The organism is Streptomyces sp. NPDC039736, from assembly GCF_055596485.1.
Window position 1 is genome coordinate 568,642 of the sequence record NZ_JBVIUQ010000002.1, and the last position, 20,037, is coordinate 588,678.

General features: G+C 75.2%; 15 protein-coding genes. 6 read left to right on the top strand and 9 right to left on the bottom strand.

The features are described from left to right. Nucleotides 1–14: 14 nt before the first annotated feature. The 5 genes from ACZ56L_RS07640 to ACZ56L_RS07660 form a co-directional block, all read right to left on the bottom strand. Nucleotides 15–827 carry a MerR family transcriptional regulator gene (locus ACZ56L_RS07640; protein ID WP_345221623.1) on the bottom strand — a complete coding sequence of 271 codons (813 nt, stop codon included), beginning with the start codon at nt 825–827 and terminating at the stop codon, nt 15–17. 53 nt (nt 828–880) lie between these two features. Further along, a complete protein-coding gene (locus ACZ56L_RS07645; protein WP_471062430.1) occupies nt 881–1,777 on the bottom strand; it encodes a DUF2268 domain-containing putative Zn-dependent protease in 897 nt (298 codons plus the stop codon). 73 nt (nt 1,778–1,850) lie between these two features. Then, complete coding sequence (locus tag ACZ56L_RS07650; RefSeq protein WP_468686697.1) at nt 1,851–2,498, bottom strand: HD domain-containing protein; 648 nt, start codon at nt 2,496–2,498, stop codon at nt 1,851–1,853. Between the two features lie 22 nt (nt 2,499–2,520). Then, the gene (locus tag ACZ56L_RS07655) at nt 2,521–3,441 is read right to left on the bottom strand and encodes a LysR family transcriptional regulator (RefSeq protein WP_471062432.1); all 921 of its coding nucleotides are present in this window, start codon (nt 3,439–3,441) and stop codon (nt 2,521–2,523) included. A gap of 112 nt (nt 3,442–3,553) precedes the next feature. Then, on the bottom strand, nt 3,554–5,833 hold the full coding sequence (locus tag ACZ56L_RS07660; protein WP_471062434.1) for a heavy metal translocating P-type ATPase: 2,280 nt from the start codon (nt 5,831–5,833) through the stop codon (nt 3,554–3,556). Nucleotides 5,834–6,105: 272 nt separating this feature from the next. On the opposite strand from ACZ56L_RS07660, the gene ACZ56L_RS07665 reads away from it, so the two are divergent. Continuing rightward, nucleotides 6,106–6,804 (top strand): copper homeostasis protein CutC, encoded by a 699-nt coding sequence (locus ACZ56L_RS07665; protein ID WP_401754536.1) that lies wholly within the window; start codon nt 6,106–6,108, stop codon nt 6,802–6,804. A 505-nt stretch (nt 6,805–7,309) separates the two neighbouring features. Here the strand turns inward: ACZ56L_RS07665 and ACZ56L_RS07670 are convergent. Then, the gene (locus ACZ56L_RS07670) at nt 7,310–9,421 is read right to left on the bottom strand and encodes a HelD family protein (protein ID WP_471062436.1); all 2,112 of its coding nucleotides are present in this window, start codon (nt 9,419–9,421) and stop codon (nt 7,310–7,312) included. A gap of 406 nt (nt 9,422–9,827) precedes the next feature. On the opposite strand from ACZ56L_RS07670, the gene ACZ56L_RS07675 reads away from it, so the two are divergent. Further along, nucleotides 9,828–10,121 (top strand): hypothetical protein, encoded by a 294-nt coding sequence (locus tag ACZ56L_RS07675; protein WP_468686708.1) that lies wholly within the window; start codon nt 9,828–9,830, stop codon nt 10,119–10,121. A gap of 337 nt (nt 10,122–10,458) precedes the next feature. Next, entirely contained in the window at nt 10,459–11,802 is a 1,344-nt protein-coding gene (locus ACZ56L_RS07680; RefSeq protein ID WP_471062438.1) for a glycosyltransferase 87 family protein, read from the top strand. Nucleotides 11,803–11,899: 97 nt separating this feature from the next. Here the strand turns inward: ACZ56L_RS07680 and ACZ56L_RS07685 are convergent, their stop codons facing one another. After that, nucleotides 11,900–13,543 (bottom strand): DNA repair helicase XPB, encoded by a 1,644-nt coding sequence (locus ACZ56L_RS07685; protein WP_468686713.1) that lies wholly within the window; start codon nt 13,541–13,543, stop codon nt 11,900–11,902. Between the two features lie 99 nt (nt 13,544–13,642). On the opposite strand from ACZ56L_RS07685, the gene ACZ56L_RS07690 reads away from it, so the two are divergent. After that, entirely contained in the window at nt 13,643–14,281 is a 639-nt protein-coding gene (locus ACZ56L_RS07690; protein ID WP_468686717.1) for a VanZ family protein, read from the top strand. Nucleotides 14,282–14,305: 24 nt separating this feature from the next. On the opposite strand, the gene ACZ56L_RS07695 is transcribed toward ACZ56L_RS07690, so the two are convergent. Then, complete coding sequence (locus tag ACZ56L_RS07695; RefSeq protein WP_471062441.1) at nt 14,306–16,981, bottom strand: helicase-associated domain-containing protein; 2,676 nt, start codon at nt 16,979–16,981, stop codon at nt 14,306–14,308. A 130-nt stretch (nt 16,982–17,111) separates the two neighbouring features. Here ACZ56L_RS07695 and ACZ56L_RS07700 point away from each other — a divergent pair, with 130 nt between their 5' ends. Continuing rightward, nucleotides 17,112–18,215, top strand: coding sequence for a hypothetical protein (locus tag ACZ56L_RS07700; RefSeq protein ID WP_345221649.1), 1,104 nt, complete (start codon nt 17,112–17,114; stop codon nt 18,213–18,215). Between the two features lie 26 nt (nt 18,216–18,241). On the opposite strand, the gene ACZ56L_RS07705 is transcribed toward ACZ56L_RS07700, so the two are convergent. Further along, the gene (locus tag ACZ56L_RS07705) at nt 18,242–19,207 is read right to left on the bottom strand and encodes an ABC transporter substrate-binding protein (RefSeq protein ID WP_471062443.1); all 966 of its coding nucleotides are present in this window, start codon (nt 19,205–19,207) and stop codon (nt 18,242–18,244) included. A 162-nt stretch (nt 19,208–19,369) separates the two neighbouring features. Between ACZ56L_RS07705 and ACZ56L_RS07710 the strand changes: the two genes are divergently transcribed. Next, a complete protein-coding gene (locus tag ACZ56L_RS07710; protein ID WP_471062445.1) occupies nt 19,370–20,014 on the top strand; it encodes an HAD family hydrolase in 645 nt (214 codons plus the stop codon). The last annotated feature ends 23 nt before the right edge of the window (nt 20,015–20,037 follow it).

Genomic DNA, 20,037 nt, shown 5'->3' on the forward strand with positions numbered 1-20,037 from the left:
CCGGCGGGCCCCGCTCACGTGGGCCAGGCGGCCGTCTCCGGGTCGGTCCCCCGCGCCGCCGCGTTCGCGCAGACGATGTCGCGCAGCCACGCCGTGAGGCCGGGCGCCAGTGCCTCGAAGGAGTCCGCGTAGCCCGGCTCGGTGACGTACATGCGGGAGATGCAGACCTGCATGGCGTGCGTGCAGTCGAAGTACGTGGAGAGGAGCGCCCGTTGCCGTTCGGCGAGGGCGTTGGCCTCGGGGGAGCCGGGGGCGGTGCCCGCGCGCAGGGCGGCGGCCAGGTCCTGGTGGAGGGTGTGGGTGGCGGCGGCGACCTCCTCCCACTCCGCGCGGCTCAGCCGGGAGGCGCGCTCCTGGTACTGCGCCCACTGGGGGCTGTCGCCGTACCGCTCCTCGGCGCCCTCGATCCACTCGGGCTGCCAGTCGGCGCCGAAGATCTCCACCTGTTCCTCGGGGGTGAGCCGCATGCCGCCGGGCCCGGAGGCGGCCAGCATGCGGTCCACGGCGACGATCATCCGCTCCAACCGGGCCACCCGCTCGGTGAGTTGGACGCGCTGGCGGCGCAGATGGGTACGGGCGTCGGCGCCGGGGTCGTCGAGGATGCGGCCGATCTCGGCGAGCGGGAGGCCCAGTTCGCGGTAGACCAGTACGCGGTGGAGGCGGGCGACGTCCTCGGCCCCGTACACCCGGTATCCGGCCCGGGTCCGCGAACGGGGGCGCACCAGCCCGATGCCGTCCCAGTGGTGGAGCGTCTTGACGCTGACGCCGACGAGGGCGGCGGCGCGGCCGACGGTGAGGTCTTCCCCGGGGGCGTGCTGCGGTTCCATGGGGTTCAGTGTGGCTCAGGGGTTACGTCTGCGGCTCGCGACGGGGGCGTGGCTCAGGCCGTGGTCGGCACCCCCGCGTTGCTCAGCACCTCGCGGGCGGGCAGCGCGACGCTCCGGGCGGCGGTGAGGCCGGTGGCCGCGAGGTGCGCGTCCACGATGCGCAGGCCGGTGGCGTAACCGGCCATGTCGGGGATGCCGAGCGGGACGGCGTCCGGGTTCAGGAGGGCGGCGGTGGCGTCGCCGTGGACGTACGCGGTGAGGTTCTGCATCCCGGCGACGTCGATCCCGGCCGTCACCTTCTCGTACGCGTCGTCCAGCGCGGCCCCGGTGAGGGCGGTGGCCCAGTGCCCCATGGCCTCGGGCCCGGCCAGCTCCCGTACGAACGCCTCGGCCAGCCCCTCGGCCACGACCTGCTCCCCGACGGTCACGGTCGCCGGGTCCCACACCACGTTGGCGTACCGGACGTTGTGGTGCAGCTCGTGCGCGGCGGCGTGGCCGATCCTGGCGAGGGCCTCGGGGGTGGGCCACATGACGAGGTGGATGGCGCCGGGGATGCCGCCGAAGCCGAAGTAGCCCTTGCTGCGGGTGACGAGGTGCGGGTCGTCGGGGTCGCCGAGGACGAGGACGACGTGCACGGTGTCGGGGGTACGGACGCCGGGCGCGGTGCGGAGGAGGTCCCGGGCCGCGTGGAGGGCGCCCTCGACCCGCTCCCACACCCGGGCCTCCCGCATCCGCTCGACGGCTTCCGGCAGCCGGGGGTCGTCGCCGTCGAGCGGGAAGCCGACGCCCTGCTCATGGGTGGCGACGAGGTCGGCGTGACCGCCGAAGGCCGCGGCGAGGGCGGGGTGCAGCGGTGCGTAGATCTCGCGCAGGGCGGCGCGGCGGTCGGCTGGAGGGAGCTGGAGGAGGCGGAGGTGGGCGGCGGCGGAGTCGTGCACGACGATCTTCATGCGGGTGAAGGTAGGGCCTCCTGTCGGGTCAGGGTCCAGCCGCTGCCGTCGCTGCTTGCGTTGCTTGCGTTGCTCACGGGCTCAGGAGGGCGAGCTCGGTGCTGAGGTTGTGGCGGGCGGCGTCCTCCCAGTGCCTGGCGCCGTAGGGCGTGCGGAACAGCCGGGGCAGGGCCAGGAGCTGGGTGAGGACGGCGGCGCGCCCGGTGCGGAAATCGGGGTCGGGCACGAAGCCGTACTCGGTCCGCACGGCGGCGGCGTAGGCGGCGTAGTCCTCGGGGGAGGCGGCGAGGACGGCGAGGTCGGCGTCGCACAGGGCCTCGCCGTTGGTGTCGTCGGGCTCCGGGTCGTGCGTGACCGTCAGCCGCACCAGCCGGGCGACCTCGGCGGTCTCCTTCTCCCCGATGCCGAGCTCGGGCAGGGCACGCTCCGCGAGGCGGGCGGAGCGGTCCTCGTTGGTGTCGCGCTCCGGGTGGTAGACGGCGTCGTGGAACCAGGCGGCGAGGCGGACGAGGTGGAGGTCGGCGGGGTGGTCGGCGAGGGTGTCGAGGTGGCCGAGGACGGCGGCGAGGTGGGCGGGGGTGTGGTACGCGCGGTGCGGCTCGGCCCAGCGGCCGAGCAGGTTGCGGGCGTAGGGCTCGGGGTCGACGGGGGCCGCGCCCGGGACGAGGGCGGTGACGGTCGCGGCCCACCGCTGGAGGAGCTCGGGGTACGGGGTGGTCATGGGCCCAGTCTGCCGTGCCCGGTCAGGGGTGCGGGGAACCCCCGGGGGCGTGCGCCCGGGTGACGTGCTGGGCGGCGCGGGCCCAGGCCCGTACCAGCGGGCGGATGTCGTCCCGGCGCCACGCCAGCGCGTACCGGGACGGGGTGACCCCCCGCACCGGGACCGCCACCACGCCGCCCCGCAGCAGCGCCTCCGCGCTGCCGGACGCGACCAGCACCACCCCCCGCCCCGCCGCCACCGCCTCGTACGTCTCGTCGGGACCGCTCACCACCGCCCCCACCCGTGCCGGCAGCCCGCCCCGCGCGTCCGTCGCCAGCCAGTAGTCCCGCAGCGGCCCCGCCGCGTCGGGCAGCGCGAGGAAGGGCTCGTCGAGCAGGTCGGCGAAGTCGGCCCAGGGGCGGCCGGCCAGCCGGTGCCCCGCCGGCAGCACGACCAGCCGGGGCTCCTCCGCCAGCACCAGGTGTGCGTACCGCGACGGCTCGGGCAGCGGCAGCCACACGAACGCGACGTCGCTGCCGCCGTCGGCGAGCCCGGCCGTGGGGTCGCCCCACCCGGCCTCCCGCAGTACGGGCGTCGCCTCCGGGTGGGCCTCGGTGAAGCGGGAGCGGATCGCGGGCAGCAGACCCTCGTGCCCCGGGCCCGCGCTCAGGCCGACGGTGAGCACCCCGGCCGTCGCCGTGCGCAGCGCGGAGAGCGCGACCGTGCCCAACTCCCAGGTGGAGCAGGTCATCCGGGCGTGCGGCAGAAGCGCCTCGCCGGCCTCCGTGAGCCGTACCTCGTGCGGGTCGCGGACGAACAGCGCGGCCCCCAGGGCCTGTTCGAGCTGTCGCAACTGCCGGCTCAGGGCCGGCGGGGACACGCAGAGCGACGCCGCGGCCCGGGAGAGGTCCCGCTCGGTCGCCACCGCGAGGAAGTAGCGGAGGTCCCTGGTGTGCACGTCCATAGCTGATGGGTATCACCGAAGGCCGAGGACGGGTACCGGCGGGGCCGCGGAAAAAGGCGGGAGCCCGGGACCCACCGGCCCCGGGCTCCCCCCGCATCCCGCAACCCGCCCCTCACGCAGCGCCCTTGAACCCCCGCAGCCGCAGGCTGTTCCCCACCACGAACACCGACGAGAACGCCATCGCCGCTCCCGCGATCATCGGGTTCAGCAGTCCCGCCGCCGCCAGCGGCAGCGCGCCCACGTTGTAGGCGAACGCCCAGAAGAGGTTGGACTTGATGGTTCCCAGGGTCCGCCGGGCCAGCCGGATCGCGTCCACCGCGGCCAGCAGGTCTCCCCGTACGAGCGTCAGGTCGCCCGCCTCGATCGCGGCGTCGGTGCCGGTCCCCATCGCCAGCCCCAGGTCCGCCCGGGCGAGCGCGGCCGCGTCGTTCACGCCGTCGCCGACCATCGCCACCGAACGGCCCTCCTGCTGGAGGGACATGACGACGCCGACCTTGTCCTCCGGCATGACCTCCGCGATGACCCGCTCGATGCCGACCTCCGCCGCGACGGCCTCCGCCACCGCCCTGTTGTCGCCGGTGAGCAGGATCGGGGTCAGGCCGAGGGCGCGCAGCCGGCGGACGGCCTCCGCGCTGGTGTCCTTGACGGCGTCGGCGACGGTGAGGACGGCACGGGCCTCTCCGTCCCAGGCGACCGCGACGGCGGTGCGCCCCGCGGCCTCCGCCGCCTCCTTCGCCCGCTCCAGCTCCGCGGGCAGGGACATCGCCCACTCGCCCAGCAGCTTCGTGCGGCCGACGAGGACCGCGTGCCCGTCCACGACGCCCTGGACGCCGAGTCCGGGTACGTTCGCGAAGTCCTCCGGGGTGGGCAGCGTCCCCGTCTTCGCGGCCGCGCCCGCGGCCACCGCCTGTGCGATCGGGTGCTCGGACGCCTTCTCCAGCGCGCCCGCCAGCCGCAGGACCTCGGCCTCCTCGACCCCCTGGGCGGTGTGCACCGACAGCAGCGTCATCCGGCCCGTCGTGACCGTGCCCGTCTTGTCGAGGACGATCGTGTCGACCTTGCGGGTGCTCTCCAGGACCTCCGGCCCCTTGATCAGGATGCCGAGCTGCGCGCCCCGCCCGGTGCCCACCATGAGCGCGGTCGGCGTGGCCAGCCCCAGGGCGCACGGGCAGGCGATGATCAGTACGGCGACGGCCGCCGTGAAGGAGGCCGTCAGGCCCGCGCCGCTGCCCAGCCAGAACCCCAGCGTGCCGAGCGCCAGCGCGATCACGACCGGCACGAACACGGCGGAGATCCGGTCCGCGAGCCGCTGCGCGGCGGCCTTGCCGTTCTGGGCGTCCTCGACCAGCTTGGCCATCCGGGCGAGCTGGGTGTCGGCGCCGACCCGCGTCGCCTCCACGACGAGCCGGCCGCCGGCGTTGAGGGTGGCTCCGGTGACGCCGTCCCCGACGCCCACCTCCACCGGCACGGACTCGCCGGTCAGCATCGACGCGTCGACGGCGGACGAGCCCTCGACCACCCTGCCGTCGGTGGCGATCTTCTCGCCGGGCCGTACGAGGAAGCGGTCCCCGGCCCTCAGCTCCGCGATCGGCACGACGGCCTCGCCGCCGTCCCCCCGGATCACGGTGACGTCCTTGGCCCCGAGCTGCATCAGCGCCTTGAGCGCCGCCCCCGCCTTCCGCTTGGACCGCGCCTCGAAGTAGCGCCCGGCCAGGATGAACGCGGTGACCCCGGCCGCCGCCTCCAGGTAGATGTTCCCGGCGCCGTCGCTGCGGGCGATGGTGAACTCGAAGGGGTGTGTCATGCCGGGCATCCCCGCGGTGCCGAAGAACAGCGCCCACAGGGACCACAGGAAGGCGGCCGACGTGCCGACCGAGATGAGTGTGTCCATCGTCGCCGCGCCGTGCCGGGCGTTGGTCCACGCCGCCCGGTGGAAGGGCCAGGCGGCGTACGTGACGACGGGCGCGGCCAGCGTCAGCGACAGCCACTGCCAGTACTCGAACTGGAGCGCGGGGACCATGGCCATCGCGATGACCGGTACGGCCAGGATGGTCGCGGTGACGAGCCGCTGCCGCAGCGACACGAGGGCTGGATCGTCGGGCGCCCCGGACTCGGGCGGGTCCTCCTCCCGTACGGGGGGAGCGGGTTCCTCGGCGGTGTACCCGGTCTTCTCGACGGTGGCGATGAGGTCGGCGACGGCGGTGCTGTCCCCGTCGTAGACGATGCGGGCCTTCTCGGTGGCGTAGTTGACGGTGGCCTCGACGCCGTCCATCCGGTTGAGCTTCTTCTCGATGCGGGCGGCGCAGGAGGCGCAGGTCATGCCCCCGATGGCGAGCTCGACGTGGGCGGGGGCCGCCGGGGTGGAGGTGGCGGCGGGGGTCTGGACGGTCATGGACTGCTCCCTGTGGCGCGAGGCGGGGGTTGCTCCGAGGGCGGGCTCATTTACCCCTGGGGGGTATGCGTTGCCTCCATGTATACCCCCCACCCCCATGCGATGCAAGGTCCGCTCACTTACCCCCGGGGGGTATAAGGCGACGGGTGCTCTTTCCGCCAGATGCCGATCGCGCGTCGCACGAGGGTGGTGCGCGGTTCCGTTGCGGGCCCTAGTCTGGATATTGGACTAGACCTGTATCCGTGTCGGCGATGGCGAAGGAACCGAACCCCATGAGTGAGCGCGCAGTCCTGGAGGTGATCGCCCTCGACGCCGAGGACGCGGTCGCGGCCCAGTCCGGAGGGGCCGACCGGCTCGAACTGGTGACGGACATGGCCGCCGACGGGCTGACGCCCCCGGCCGAGACCTTCGCGGCGATCCGGGCGGCCGTGGACATTCCGCTGCGCGTGATGCTGCGGGCCGCGGACGGTTTCGCCGCGGGTTCGCCGCAGGACGTGGAGTCGCTGGTCAAGGACGCGCGGGCGCTGCGGGCCGAGGGTGCGGAGGAGTTCGTACTGGGCTTCCTCGACCCGGCCGGGAACCCCGACCTCGTCACGGTCGAGCGGCTCGTCGCGGAACTGGAGGGCTGCCGCTGGACCTTCCACCGGGCGATCGACCGGGCGGCGGACCGGGACGCGGCCCGCAAGCAGCTCGCGGACCTGCCGGGGCTGGACACGTACCTGACGGCGGGCTCGGCGGAGGGCGTCGACGCGGGCCTGCCGACCCTGCTGGCGGAGGCGGACCGGGCCGGTTCGCCCGGCTACGCGCCGGAGATCCTGGTCGGCGGCGGCCTGCGCCTGGACCACCTGCCGGTGCTGCGCTCGGCCGGGATCAACGCGTTCCACATCGGGGGGGCGGCGAGGCCGCGGGGGTGGACGGGGGCGGTGTGCGCGGACGCGGTGGGGGAGTGGCGAGCGGTCCTCGACGCCTGACGCGTCACACTGACGGCTGGGCGGGGGCCCCCGGGGCCGGTGCGTGCGCGCCCCGTCACGACGCTCCTGCACATTTCCCACCGGGCGGTGCGCCCCGCCAGGGGCGCGGGGAACTGCGCGACCAGCCACGACGCACCCGCAGTGAACCGAAGGCAGCCGCGCGGCGAGCGCCTTAGGGAAAGGGGCGGGTCCGGGGCCTCTCTGCCCGAGCCGGGCGGGGCTGACGCGTCCGGTACGGGGCTGGGGTCTCGACCTTGGCGGGGACGCGCGTCCGGCACAGGCGCTGACGCGAGGGGCGGCACCCGGGCGGGCCGGGAGCGGGAGGGGCCGCCCCCTTGCCCGCCCTCCCCCAAGCTCTCGGCTTCGCTCGAGCAGGGGGTACCCCCCTCGCCCCCTTGGGGCGGCCCCGTCGCCCAAGGGGGCGGGGGCGCAGGGCGGCTGCGAAAGCCCAAGGGGACGGGGGTGGCAGGGCGGCTGCGACGCCCAAGGGCGCCGGGATGGCGGGTCAGGGGTGGAGGGCCTTCGGCAAGGGCCCCGCATGCCGTACCGCCAGCCCCGACACCGCCCGCGTCAACGCCACATACAGCCTCCGCAGCCCCGTCCTCTCATCCGGCTCCCCGGAGACGACCGCCGCCGGCTCGTCCAGCACCACGTAGTCGTACTCCAGCCCCTTCGCCAGCGACACCGGCACCAGCGTCAGCCGCCTCGCGGCCGTGGTCTCCTCGCCGGGAGCCAGCGGCAGGTGCCCCGCCGCCGCCAGCACCCCCGCCAGCACCGGAATCCGCGCGTCCGCCGCGATCACCCCGACCGAGCCCTCGTTCCGCAGCGCCTCCCCGCACGCCTCGACGACCGCCGCGTCGAGCGCGTCCGCCGCGACCCGCCGCACCGACATCGCCCCCGGCGACTCCCGTACGGACGAGACCGGGGTCAGCCCCGGCGACATCCACGGCAGCAGCCGCGAGGCGCACGCGATGACGTCCCGCGGCACCCGGAAGCCCGCCGTCAGCTCCTCCACCACCGCGTCCGGCTTCCCCAGGTGCCCGAGCGCCTCCGCCCAGCTCTCCGTCGCCCAGGGCGTGGTGCCCTGCGCCAGGTCCCCGAGCACGGTCGCCGAACCCGTGCTGCACCGCCGCCCCACCGCCCGGTACTGCATCGGCGACAGGTCCTGCGCCTCGTCCAGCACCACGTGCCCCAGCGAGTGCGTGCGCGCCACCAGGTCCCGCGCCTCGTCGATGAGCACCGCGTCCGCCGCCGACCACTTCACCGACCGCACGGACCGCGCGGACCGCGCGGGCTTCGTCCACCGCACCGCGGCCTGCTCCTCCTCGCTGAGCACCCCCCGCGCGTGCTCCGCCAGGAACTCCGCGTCCGAGAGCAGCCGCAGCACCAGCTTCGCCGGGTCGACCGGCGGCCAGATCGCCTTCACGGCCGCCTTCACCGCCGCGTTGCGGGCCACCGCGTCCTGCACCCGGTCGTCGGGGGCCTCCCCGGCCTGCTCCATCCGTACCAGCACCTGGTGCGCGATGCGCTGCGGCAGGGCCTCACGAGCGGCCCCGTACCGGATGTCGCGGTCGAGCAACTCCCGTACGATCTCCTCCAGTTCGTACACTGGAACCCGCCACCGGCGCGAGCCGCGCACCACGACCAGTCCCTCGTCGGGCGGCGTCACGTGCGAGCGCAGCGCGCGCCGCAGCACCTCCGCCATCCGGGCATCGCCCTTGAGGACCGAGGCGGCCGACGTTTCGTCGGCGCCCCTGATCTCGATCCCGGCGCCCTCCCCGCTGGTCACCAGGTCGTCCACCGTCGCCTGCCGCACCTCCAACTCGCCGAGCGCGGGCAGCACCTGCTCGATGTAGTGGAGGAAGGAGCGGTTCGGCCCGACGACGAGCGTCCCCGTCCGGGCGAGGCGCTCGCGGTGCGCGTACAGCAGGTAGGCGACGCGGTGCAGGCCCACCGCCGTCTTCCCGGTCCCCGGTCCTCCCTGCACGCACACCGAACCGGCCAGCCCGGACCGGACGATCTCGTCCTGCTCCGGCTGGATCGTCGCGACGATGTCCCGCATCGGGCCCACGCGCGGGCGTTCGATCTCCGCCTGGAGGAGCTTGCTGGTCAGCGGGTCGTCGGCGGTGGAGGGGTCGGAGAGGTGCTCGTCCTCGTACGCGGTCAGCTCGCCGGAGGTGTAACCGAACCGGCGGCGCAGGCCGACGTCCTGCGGGTCCTTCTTCGACGCGCGGTAGAAGGGCTGCGAGACGGGGGCGCGCCAGTCGACGACCATGGGGTCGCCGTCGGCGTCGTGGACGTGGCGGCGGCCGATGTAGAAGCTCTCGCCGGGAGTCCCCTCGGCCTGTTCCGCGCCGACCGTGTGCAGGTAGTCGAGCCGGCCGAAGAACAGCGGGGTGTGGGAGAGGTCAGCGAGGGCCTTGACGCGGTCCTCGATCTGGGCGGTGAGGACGGCGGCGTTGACCCAGTTCGCGGTGACGTCCTTGATGTCGAGTCTCTCGACGTCCTCGCGCATGGCGCGCAGGGCGGCGCGGGACGCGGCGAGGTGGGCGCGTTCCCGGGCGAGCGGGTCGTCTGCGGGACCGTCGGTGACGGTAACGATGTCGTGCGCGGGCACGGTGGAGCCTCCGGCTGTACGCGGGCCGGGCGGCCGGGTTCCTTGCGGCGGCCGGGTCCCGGCGCGGGGCGCGGGGACCGGGGCGGCCGGGTGTGCGGCGCGGCTCGGCGGGGAAGTCACGTCTGGCTGCCGACCGGTTTCCGTCCGGGCGGCGCGGCGCACTCCACGGAAGGGAGGCGGGCAGACGCGCGATTCTAGCCGCGGGGGCGGGGCGGGGCGAATGACTTTCTGCGCGGCCGGGGGCGCCCCGGCCGTTCCCGGGCCGGTGGCCCTGCGGGGCGGGACCCGTAGGCCCCAGGGCTGAGAGGCGGGGCCACCGGGGTCAGACCCAGGGTGGAGGGACGGGCGGGGGAGGTTCAACCCGGGGTTCGATGCGCGGGGGAGGGCGGGGAGCCACCATGGATGTATGAGTACAGCGACCTTCACCCCCGGTGCAGGTACGGGCAGGACGGACGCCCGTACGACGACGACCAAGGACCGCGCGCACACGGGTGCGACGGCGGTCACCGACAAGTCCCACCGCATGGCCCGCGCCCTCCGGGCCGTCCGCATCTTCGCGGGAGCGGCGGCAGGCGTGATCCTCCTCGGCGACTACGCCGACGACTGGAAGGAGGAGTCCCGCGCGGGCGGCGACTGGCGCCGCGAACGCGACGCCTGGGCCTCCGGCGAGCGCGCGATACCCACCCAGCGCCCGCACTGACCCCCCGTTCCCGTCCGGCACCGGACGCGGCCCGGCCCCGCCCGGGACCCTGGGCCCCGCCGCCCCTTCACCTCGCCCCGCGATGCGAGGCACGGTCCCCGCGAGTGAGCGGGTGGCTGATCGCGCAGCTCCCCACGCCCCTGACGGGGCACGGAAGTCGGCCGTGCACGAGGAGATCGTGCCCACGCGCCGGAGCCGCACATGCAGTACGGCCCCGCGTCCCTGACGGAGCACGGAAGCCGGCCGTGCCGTAGGGGGACGGTGCCGCGCCCCCGACAGGGCACGGGTGGCGGCCCCTTCGTGCCCGCCCCCCGCGGACCCTCATAGGGTTGCCGTCGTGACGACAGACCGGACCGAGAACGCCCGCGCCGCCCTCACCCGTGCGTCCCGCGCCCCGCGCGAGCCGGGGAGGGAGGAGTCCCCAGCCCCGCGTTCCCGCGCGCTCCTCGCGGCCCGTGTGCTGCTCGTCCTCTCCGTGGCCGCGCTCACCGCCCTCTTCGTGGTGACCCGCATCCCGCTCGGCGACACCCTCGTCTACCGGGCCGAGGGGCAGGCCGTCGTCAACGGCACCAGCCTGTACGACTTCGTGACGACCGAGTGGAAGCTGCCCGCCACCTACCCGCCCTTCGCGGCCATCCTCTTCGTGCCGACCACCTGGCTGCCGGTCACGGCCATGAAGGTCTGCTTCTTCGTCGGGAACCTCGCCCTGCTGGCCGTGCTCGTACGCCTGTCGTGGCGGTTCGCCGGGCTGCCGAAGCGGCCCGAGTGGATTCTCGCCGCCACCGCGTTCGCGATCTGGCTGGAGCCGGTCTTCCAGACCTTCGTGTACGGGCAGATCAACCTGGCGCTGGCCTGTCTGGTGCTGTGGGACCTGTCCCGCCCCAAGGGCGCGCCGGGCAAGGGCGTCGCGCTCGGCATCGCCGCCGGGATCAAGCTCACCCCGGCCATCTTCATCGTGTACCTGCTGGTCACCGGCCGGGTCCGGAACGGCCTCACCGCGCTGGCGTCCTTCGTCGGCACGGTCCTGTTCGGCATCCTCGTGCTGCCGTCGGCGAGCCTGGACTTCTGGACCCGGCGGATGTTCGAGACCGGCCGGGTCGGCAAGGTCTGGATCGTGGACAACCAGTCCCTCCAGGGCCTGCTGGCCCGCGCCATGAACTCGATGGAGCCGGGGCTGGTCTGGCTGGCCGGTGCCGCCGTCGTCGGGGTCGCCGGACTGTGGATCGCGCGCCGCGCGGTGCGGGCCGGGCAGGAGGAGTGGGGCATCGTCGCCGTCGCCCTCACCATGCTGCTGGTCTCGCCGATCAGCTGGTCCCACCACTGGGTGTGGTGCGTGCCGCTGCTGGCGCTGCTGCTGGCGGAGGGCCGGTACCGGCTCGCGGGCGTCCTGGCGGTGGTGTTCACCGCGCGCAGCTTCTGGGTCTTCCCCCACCAGGGGGACACGGACATCGCCTACGGCTTGTGGGCGCAGCCCGCGCTCTCCCCGTACCCCCTGCTGGGCCTGATCCTGCTGGGCTGGCTGGCCCGCCGCCGCTGGCCCCGGCGGCGTACCGGCATCGTGCCCCGGGCGGAAGGGGCCCAGCAGGCCGCGCCGGCCGACCACCCCGCGCCGGCCCGCCGCGCCCCCGCCCCCCGGCGCCCGGACGCACCGGCCCCGGTCACGCCCGAGAGCGAGAAGTGACCACGGGCGACCCGGTCCTCTGAGCACCGGCCGACGCGCCCCTCCCTGCGCCGCCCGCCGGGCCTCCGTACCGGCCGGAACGCCCGCCGGGCGGCGGTTACTGGCCTGCCAGCAGGTCGTCCGCGTCGACGATCCGGTACGCGTACCCCTGCTCGGCCAGGAACCGCTGGCGGTGCGCCGCGAAGTCCTGGTCGATGGTGTCGCGCGCCACCACCGAGTAGAACCGCGCCTCGTGCCCGTCCGCCTTCGGCCGCAGCACCCGGCCCAGCCGCTGCGCCTCCTCCTGCCGCGACCCGAACGTGCCGGACACCTGGATCGCGACCGTCGCCTCCGGCAGGTCGATCGAGAAGTTCGCGACCTTCGACACGACCAGCACGCTCAGCTCGCCGGTGCGGAACGCGTCGAAGAGCTTCTCGCGCTGGGCGTTCGGCGTCTCGCCCTTGATGACCGGCGCCCCCAGGTGCTCGCCCAGCTCGTCCAACTGGTCGATGTACTGCCCGATGACCAGCGTCTGCTCGCCCCGGTGCTTGGCGACCAGTGCCTCCGTCACCTTCCGCTTGGTCGCGGTCGTCGCGCAGAAGCGGTACTTCTCCTCCGCCTCGGCGGTGGCGTACGCGAGCCGCTCCGAGTCCGTGAGGTTGACCCGTACCTCCACGCAGTCGGCGGGCGCGATGTACCCCTGCGCCTCGATCTCCTTCCACGGCGCGTCGAACCGCTTGGGGCCGATGAGGGAGAACACGTCCGACTCGCGGCCGTCCTCGCGCACCAGCGTCGCCGTCAGGCCCAGCCGCCGCCGCGCCTGAAGGTCGGCGGTGAACTTGAAGACCGGCGCGGGCAGCAGATGCACCTCGTCGTAGATCACCAGCCCCCAGTCCCGCGAGTCGAACAGCTCCAGGTGCGGGTAGACGCCCTTCCGCCGGGTCGTCAGCACCTGGTACGTCGCGATGGTGACGGGGCGGATCTCCTTCTTCGTGCCGCTGTACTCGCCGATCTCGTCCTCGGTCAGCGAGGTCCGCTTCACCAGTTCGTGCTTCCACTGCCGCGCCGAGACCGTGTTCGTCACCAGGATCAGCGTGGTCGCCTTCGCCTCGGCCATCGCCCCGGCCCCGACCAGCGTCTTGCCCGCACCGCAGGGCAGCACGACGACACCGGACCCGCCGTGCCAGAACCCCTCCACGGCCTGCTTCTGGTACGGCCGCAGCGCCCAGCCGTCCTCGGCCAGCTCGATCGGGTGCGCCTCGCCGTCGACGTACCCGGCGAGGTCCTCGGCCGGCCAGCCCAGCTTCAGCAGCGTCTGCTTGATCTGGCCGCGCTCGGACGGATGCACGGCCACGGTGTCCGCGTCGATCCGCGTCCCGACCAGCGGCTGCACCTTCTTGGAGCGCAGGATCTCCTCCAGGACCGGCCGGTCGGTGGAGGTCAGCACCAGCCCGTGCACCGGGTGTTTGCTGAGGGTGAGCCGCCCGTACCTGGCCATCGTCTCGGCGACGTCCACCAGCAGCGCGTGCGGCACCGGGTACCGCGAGAACTCCACCAGCGCGTCGACGACCTGCTCGGCGTCGTGCCCGGCGGCCCGCGCGTTCCACAGGCCCAGCGGGGTCAGCCGGTAGGTGTGGATGTGCTCCGGCGCGCGCTCCAGCTCCGCGAACGGCGCGATGGCGCGACGGCAGGCGTCGGCCTGCTCGTGATCCACTTCCAGGAGAAGCGTCTTGTCGCTCTGAACGATGAGGGGACCATTCAACGCCGTGAGTCCTTCCGCGCGCGGTCAAACCTCCAGTGTGCCTCACGCGGGCCCCCGTCCCGTGGGTGAGAGGCGCGATCGCGGGGGTAAGCGGGTGCCATGACTGCCGAGCGCACGCCCGTCGCCGAAGGGGAACCGCGTCCGCTGTGGAGCTGGGTGCTCTTACGGACCGCCCTGATCCTGCTGGCCTTTCTCGTCCTGATCGGCTTCTCCGTCGTCCTGGCGAAGCTGACCCTGGTGCCCTCGCCCGCGTCCGAGGGCCTCGTGCACAGCAACCTGAAACCCGGCGCCTCCCTGCGGCAGTACGCGCAGGACTACACCTTCCTCGCCGCCTGCAAGCAGGTCGGCGGGAACATCCTGCTCGGGGTGCCGTTCGGCGTGCTGCTGCCGATCCTGGGGCCGAGGCGGTGGCGGTTCGTGCGGATGCTGCTCGCGACGGTCGCCGTGATCGTGCTGGTGGAGCTGGCGCAGGGGGCGATCGTCACCGGGCGGGCCTTCGACGTGGACGACGTGATCATGAACACGACCGGCGCGCTGCTCGGGTACCTGGTGCTCGGCAAGTGGCTGGGGCGCGTGGTGCACCGGAGGCGCTACCGGGAGGAGGCGCCCGTGGCCGAGGAGGCCCGGCCGCCGCTGGACGAGCCGGAGACGGGCGCGGGGCCCCGGCGCTCCTGGGGGCGCGGGCTCACCGCCCGGTACCGCTCCCGGGACGGACGCGCCGACGCGCGGACGCCCTGACCCCGGTGCCCTCCGCCCCTCCTGCTAGGCCGGGTCGTCGGCCAGTTCGGCGACTCCCGTGATGCGGTGCAGCGGGTACGTCCTGACCTCGTCCGCGGTGTGGTCGTACGCCGTGACGAACCCGCCCTCGACGCGCACCGGCGCGATGACGCGCTGGCTCGCCGCACCGTCCGCGTTGACGTAGCCGATCCACAGGGCCGAGCCGGTCATGGCCGCCGCCTGGACCGTCGCCAGGGTCTCGGCGGAGGACGTGCGCGGCAGCGAGCCCTGGGCGCGCGCGGACTGCGGGACGGCCTGCTTGCGGGGGGCGTTGGCCGCCATGTCGCCCGCGCGGACGGCGTGCAGGGCGGCGTGCAGGAGAGTGTCGTCCGGTACGGGAGGGCCTTCCGGCACCGGGACGGGCGCGGTGCGCGGCGGGGTGCGGTGGGCGTCGGCCCGGGTGATCAGGACGTCGCCGGCCGCCGATTCCGCCGCCGGTGCGAAGCCCATCGAGCGCAGGCCGTCGAGCAGGGCGGCCGGTTCGGCGCGGGAGGCCAGGACGGTCGGCGCGAGCCGGCGCAGGCCGAGGCCCGCGGACCGCTTGTCGGCGAGGATCTCGCCGAGGACGGCGTCGTCGTCGCAGCGCACGTACGAGGAGGCCGCGCCCACGCGCAGATGGCCGTGGCGGCGGGCCACGTCGTCGATCAGGTAGCTCAGGGGCTGCGGGACGGGCGTGCGGCTGTGCGCCGCGAGGAAGGCGTGCAGGTCGGTGGCGGTCTGGCCGGAGTCCAGCGCGCGGCGCACCGAGCCCGGGGTGAACCGGTAGACGGTCGCGCCGCCCCGGCTCTCGATGTCGGCGAACACGGACAGGGCGTCGGCGAGGGGCCGTTGGAGCGGGCCGGGGGCCACCGCCGTCAGGTCGGCCTGGAGCAGGACGTGGTCCAGGGGCTCGGGGATGAGCGGCGCGAGGAGCGCGGCGGCGCGGACGGCGGCCGCGGCGTGCGCGGCCTCGGTCCTGGCGGGGGCGGCGACCACCGGGCCCGCCGGGTCCTCGGGGCGCACCGGCGCGGTGTCCAGGCCCGCCAGCGCGCGTCCGTGCGCGGAGAGCGCGCCCCGGCCCGTCACGCCCAGCAACTCGGCCTCGTCCAGGGCCCACAGGGCGATCCGGGCCCGGAGCTCGCCGGTGGCGCCGCGCTGCGGGCGCTCCCAGCGCAGCCGGGCCAGCACCGCGTCCGGGTCCGGGGCGGTGCCCTCCGGGAGCGAGGCGAGCAGGGTCAGGACCCGGTGGCGCACCTCGGGGGCGAAGGAGCGGTCCAGGTCCGGGCCCAGCACGGACAGCGTGCGGCCCTTGGCGTCCTGGCCGCCGACCAGGCCCGGGGTGCGGGTCGCGCGCAGCCAGGCGGCGGCGAGCCGGGCCCAGCGGTCCTGGGGCGCGAGGTCGAGCCACTCGTCGTAGGCGGGAGTGGGCGCGTACCGCTCGTCCGTCCGGCCGTCCGAGGCCAACAGGCCCGCCGCGTATCCGAGTTCGAGCCAGAACGCGGTGGTCTGCTCGGTCAGGTCGCGGGCGGCGGCGGTGCGCTTGAGGTCGCGGACGCTGAGGCCGCCGGAACGCAGCACGGCGGGGCCGCCCGTGTCCCAGTCCTTGAGGAGTTCCTCGACGGTGGACAGCGCGCTGAAGGCCTGGCCGGCCGCCGTGAGGTCGACCGTCTTCGGGGAGTGCTCGGGCGCGGGCACGAGCCGCGGAGGGGCGGGCTGCGCGGTGCGGTGGGCGCGGCCGGCCCGCAGGTGCAGGGCGGCCTCGCGGGGCAGCACGACCGTGCGGGCGCTGGTCGGCAGGAGCAGGCCGTGGTCGCGCAGCCAGCGCACGGGCGGGGCCGGGTCGGAGCTCACCTCGCCGTACGGCGGGCCCCACACCAGCCGGTCGAGGACGGTCAGCGCGTCGGAGGGCGCGGTGTCGAGCAGGGCGTCCATGCGGGCGCGGTCGGTGAAGAGCGCGGTGAGGGCCCGTACCGCCGAGACCGGGTCGTGGGTGGTGGGGATGCCGATCGCCCGGAGGATCTCCTGGAGCCGGGTCGGGGACATCCCGGCGGTCGCCTCGGCGACGGTCGGGCCGAGACCGGTCGGGGAGGGGTGGGTGGCGGAGGGCGCGAGGAGTTCACGGGCGGTGCGCACCAGCCGCAGCCGGTCGTCGGCGCCCCAGACCAGGGCCTGTTCGCGCAGGGTGTGCACGGCGTGCGGGAGGGCGTCGGCGGTCGCCGGGTCGCCCTCGTCGCCGGTCATGAGGTGCAGGAGCGTCTCGTACGGCGTCGGGTCGGGGGCGACGGCCAGCGCCTCGGCGGTCTGGAGGGTGAACCGGTCGAGCCGCTCCAGGGCCCGTACGACGGAGGCCCGGGTCCCGGCCCGGGTGGCGAGGAGGGTGAGGTCGCCGGGGACGGGGTTGAGCAGGTCGGGCCGGTACCGCAGGAGGGCGGCGAGGGAGGCGTCGTCCCGCTGCCGCAGGGATTCGGCCAGGGTGCGGGGCGCGGCGGCGGGGGCCGGCGGGGTCTGCGCGACGGGGGCGGGGCGGCCGTCCGGCGGGAGGGCGTCGGCGGGTGCGGGAGGGCATGGGGCAGCGGTGGGCGTGCGGGCCGTGTCGTGGCCCGCGGGTGTGTCCGCCGTGTGGTCCCCGGTGGTGAATTGTTCGGGCACGTGCGCCTCCAGGTCGCGCTCGCTGGTCCCCATCCGCCCCACGTTAGCCCCTGGAGCGCTCCGTCCCGCGCGTCAGGCGCTACCGTCGGTGCGGGGCGGGTCGGCAACTGGGCGTGGCCGACCGGCACTTGCGGGCAGGAGATCCACGTACACGATCCGCACGGTGCCGAAGCCGTCGGGACCGCAGAACACGCAGGGGACGGACGCCGTGGGCATCGAGAGCGACCAGTTGGTCTTTGACTACCTGAGCCGGGTCGGCGACCTCGCCCAGCAGCGTCAACTCGCCTCCGCCGACCGGATGCGCCTGGTCAGCGCCCTGCGCGGGGAGATCGACCGGCAGCGCGCCAGGGCGATCGGCGGACCGGACAGCTCCGCCGCCGTGCAGCGCATCCTCGGCAGGCTCGGCACTCCGGACGAGGTCGTGGACGCGGCGGACGGCGGCGGGGTGGAGGCGGTGCTGTCCTCGCGCACGTCCCGCCGGGTGCCCCGGCAGCGGCGCACCGCCGCCGAGCCGGGGCCCGAGGCCCCGGTGGGCTTCGAGAAGCCGCCGGCCGCACGGCCCGGCCCCTCGGCCCCGCACCTCGCGGACGCGGACGAACTCGGCCCCGGCGACCTCGATCCGGACTGGTGGCGTACGGAACCGGGCCCGTTCGGCGGCATGGGCACGGCCGTGCCCGGCTTCACGGGAGGCGTGGAGATCCCCGAGATACTCCGGCCGCCGGTTTCCGATGACGACGAGAAGAACGAGGAGAGCGAGAAGGACAAGAAGGGCAAGGGGGACGGGAAGGACGGGGAGCGCGCAGCCGTCGAGGAGGGGGCGGCGGGGCGGCGCCGGTTCCCGGCCCGGCTGCGGCGGCGGCGCGCCGTCCCGGTGGTGGCCGCCGAGGAGGCGGGCGGGCCGGTGCGCGCGCCCCTGGTCCCGCGCGGGAGCCCCTTCCTGCTGCTGGCCGCCGTGCTGCTGGTGGCGGGGGCGGTGGCCGGCAACCCGCTGCTCCTGCTGGGCGGCTGGTTCCTCGCGTACGTGTCGAGGAGGCTGACCCGCGCGGAGGCGAAGTTCGCGGCGCTGGGGGTGCCGGGAGTGGTGGTGGCCGGGGGACTGGTGTGGCTGTGGGGGCGCACGGAGCGGCACTGGGGCGCAGAGCTCTCCCTCCAGACGGAAGGGGCGCTGACCGAGGCCCTCTCCGGGCTGTGGCCGGTGCTGGTGCGGGTGGCGGCGGTGGCCTCCGCCCTGTTCCTGCTGTGGCGGGCGAGGCGGATGAGCGGGTAGGGGACTTGGGGCCTCGGGCCGGGCGGCTACCTCCGCCCCAGCCGCCCCTGGAGCTCGGTCAGGACGCGGTCCGCCGCGAGGTAACCCGTGCTGCGCACCCACACCTCGTCGTCGACCGGGAAGGCACGACCCGCCCGCACCGGCGGCAGCGCCCGCCACGCCGGGGAGGCCAGCGTGCGGGTGCGGCCCGCGGCGGCCGGGTCGCCGTACGTGGAGTGCAGGAGGACGGTGGCGTCCTCGCCCGCCAGCGCGATGCGGTCGGGCCGGATGTCGTACGAGAAACCGCTCGCGGCCCTGGCCGCGACCGGCGGGCGGCCGAGCCCGACGTCGGCGAGGACGACGCCGAGGGAGGTGCGCAGGCCCTGGATGCGGATGTCGGCGCCCTCGACGAAGCGGATCACGCTGACCCGGATGCGGGCGGCGGCGGCCCTCCCGCCGAGGGACTCAGTGACCTGCGCGGCGTGCGCGGTGTGGGCGGCGGCCGTCCTGGCCGCCGCCCGCTCGCGGCCCAGGGCCCCGGCGTGGACCCGGAAGTCCTCCTTCCAGGAGTGGCCGGCGCCGTCGGTCATGACGGTGGGGGCGATCGCCCGCAGCTCCGCGTACCTGTCCTGGTGGCGGACCTTCCCGGCGAGTATCAGGTCGGGCCGGAGAGCGGCGACGGCCTTCAGGTCCGGGTTCATGGACGGGCCGAGGTCCTTGACGCCGGTGAGCTTCGCGGCGGGCAGGTAGCGCGGGAACCCGGACGGCGCGTCGCCGCGGGTGGCGCCGACGGGGGTGACGCCGAGGGCGAGCGCGGAGTCCAGCTCCGCGGTGTCCAGGACGACCACGCGCCGCGGAACGGCGGGTACGGTCACCGCGCCCATGACGGTGTCGACGGTACGGGTGGCACGCGCGTCCTTCGGGGGCGGACCGGGAGCGCCGGGGGAGGCGGTGCACGCCGTGAGCGCGGCGGCGAGACAGAGCGCGGCGAGGGGGCGCGGCGCACGGTGCATGAGCGGACTTTCCTTGGACCTCGGGCGGGGACGGGCATCCGAAGGACGGGGGTGGCCGTGCTGACGTGCTGACGTGCGGGTGAGCGGGGCGGGCGGCCCTCGGTGTCGGGCGGCCCTCAGTGTAGGGGCGGGCCCCGAACGGGCTCCCGGCACAATGGCCGTATGACTGCCACGCCGCCACCGCCGCTCGCCGCCCCCTTCGCCGTCGGGTTCGACCTCGACATGACGCTCGTCGACTCGCGGCCGGGCATCCGTGCCGCGTACCGGCGGCTCTCGGCGGAGACGGGGGTGCCGATCGACGCCGACCTGGTGGTCACGCGGCTCGGCCCGCCGCTGGAGCAGGAGCTCGCGAACTGGTTCCCGGCGGACCGGGTGGAGGAGGCGGCGAACCGCTACCGCGCCCTCTACCCCGCCCACGCGATCGAGCCCTCACCGGCGCTCCCGGGCGCGCACGAGGCGGTCGCGGCGGTACGGGAGGCGGGCGGCCGGGTCCTGGTCGTCACCGGCAAGTGGGAGCCCAACGCCAAGCTGCACCTCGCCCACCTGGGCCTGGACGCGGACGTCCTCGCGGGCAACGTCTGGGCGGAGGGCAAGGCGCTGGCCCTGCGGGCGGAGGGCGCGCGGATCTACGTCGGCGACCACCTGGGCGACGTGCGCGGGGCGAAGGCGGCGGGCGCGCTCGCCGTGGCGGTCACGACGGGCCCGTACGGCGCGGCCCCCCTCCGCGAGGCGGGCGCGGACGTGGTCCTGCGCGACCTGACGGAATTCCCGTCCTGGCTGCGGGGACAGGGGCCGGCCGGGGGGTGAGGGCCGCGTCGGAGGCGTGGGGT

Bases quoted from the DNA above. Each gene is read 5' to 3' on its own strand.
- ACZ56L_RS07640 (WP_345221623.1), bottom strand. From the start codon at position 827: ATGGAACCGCAGCACGCCCCCGGGGAAGACCTCACCGTCGGCCGCGCC.
- ACZ56L_RS07645 (WP_471062430.1), bottom strand. From the start codon at position 1,777: ATGAAGATCGTCGTGCACGACTCCGCCGCCGCCCACCTCCGCCTCCTC.
- ACZ56L_RS07675 (WP_468686708.1), top strand. From the start codon at position 9,828: ATGAGTACAGCGACCTTCACCCCCGGTGCAGGTACGGGCAGGACGGAC.
- ACZ56L_RS07660 (WP_471062434.1), bottom strand. From the start codon at position 5,833: ATGACCGTCCAGACCCCCGCCGCCACCTCCACCCCGGCGGCCCCCGCC.
- ACZ56L_RS07705 (WP_471062443.1), bottom strand. From the start codon at position 19,207: ATGCACCGTGCGCCGCGCCCCCTCGCCGCGCTCTGTCTCGCCGCCGCG.
- ACZ56L_RS07695 (WP_471062441.1), bottom strand. From the start codon at position 16,981: ATGGGGACCAGCGAGCGCGACCTGGAGGCGCACGTGCCCGAACAATTC.
- ACZ56L_RS07655 (WP_471062432.1), bottom strand. From the start codon at position 3,441: ATGGACGTGCACACCAGGGACCTCCGCTACTTCCTCGCGGTGGCGACC.
- ACZ56L_RS07650 (WP_468686697.1), bottom strand. From the start codon at position 2,498: ATGACCACCCCGTACCCCGAGCTCCTCCAGCGGTGGGCCGCGACCGTC.
- ACZ56L_RS07710 (WP_471062445.1), top strand. From the start codon at position 19,370: ATGACTGCCACGCCGCCACCGCCGCTCGCCGCCCCCTTCGCCGTCGGG.
- ACZ56L_RS07665 (WP_401754536.1), top strand. From the start codon at position 6,106: ATGAGTGAGCGCGCAGTCCTGGAGGTGATCGCCCTCGACGCCGAGGAC.
- ACZ56L_RS07690 (WP_468686717.1), top strand. From the start codon at position 13,643: ATGACTGCCGAGCGCACGCCCGTCGCCGAAGGGGAACCGCGTCCGCTG.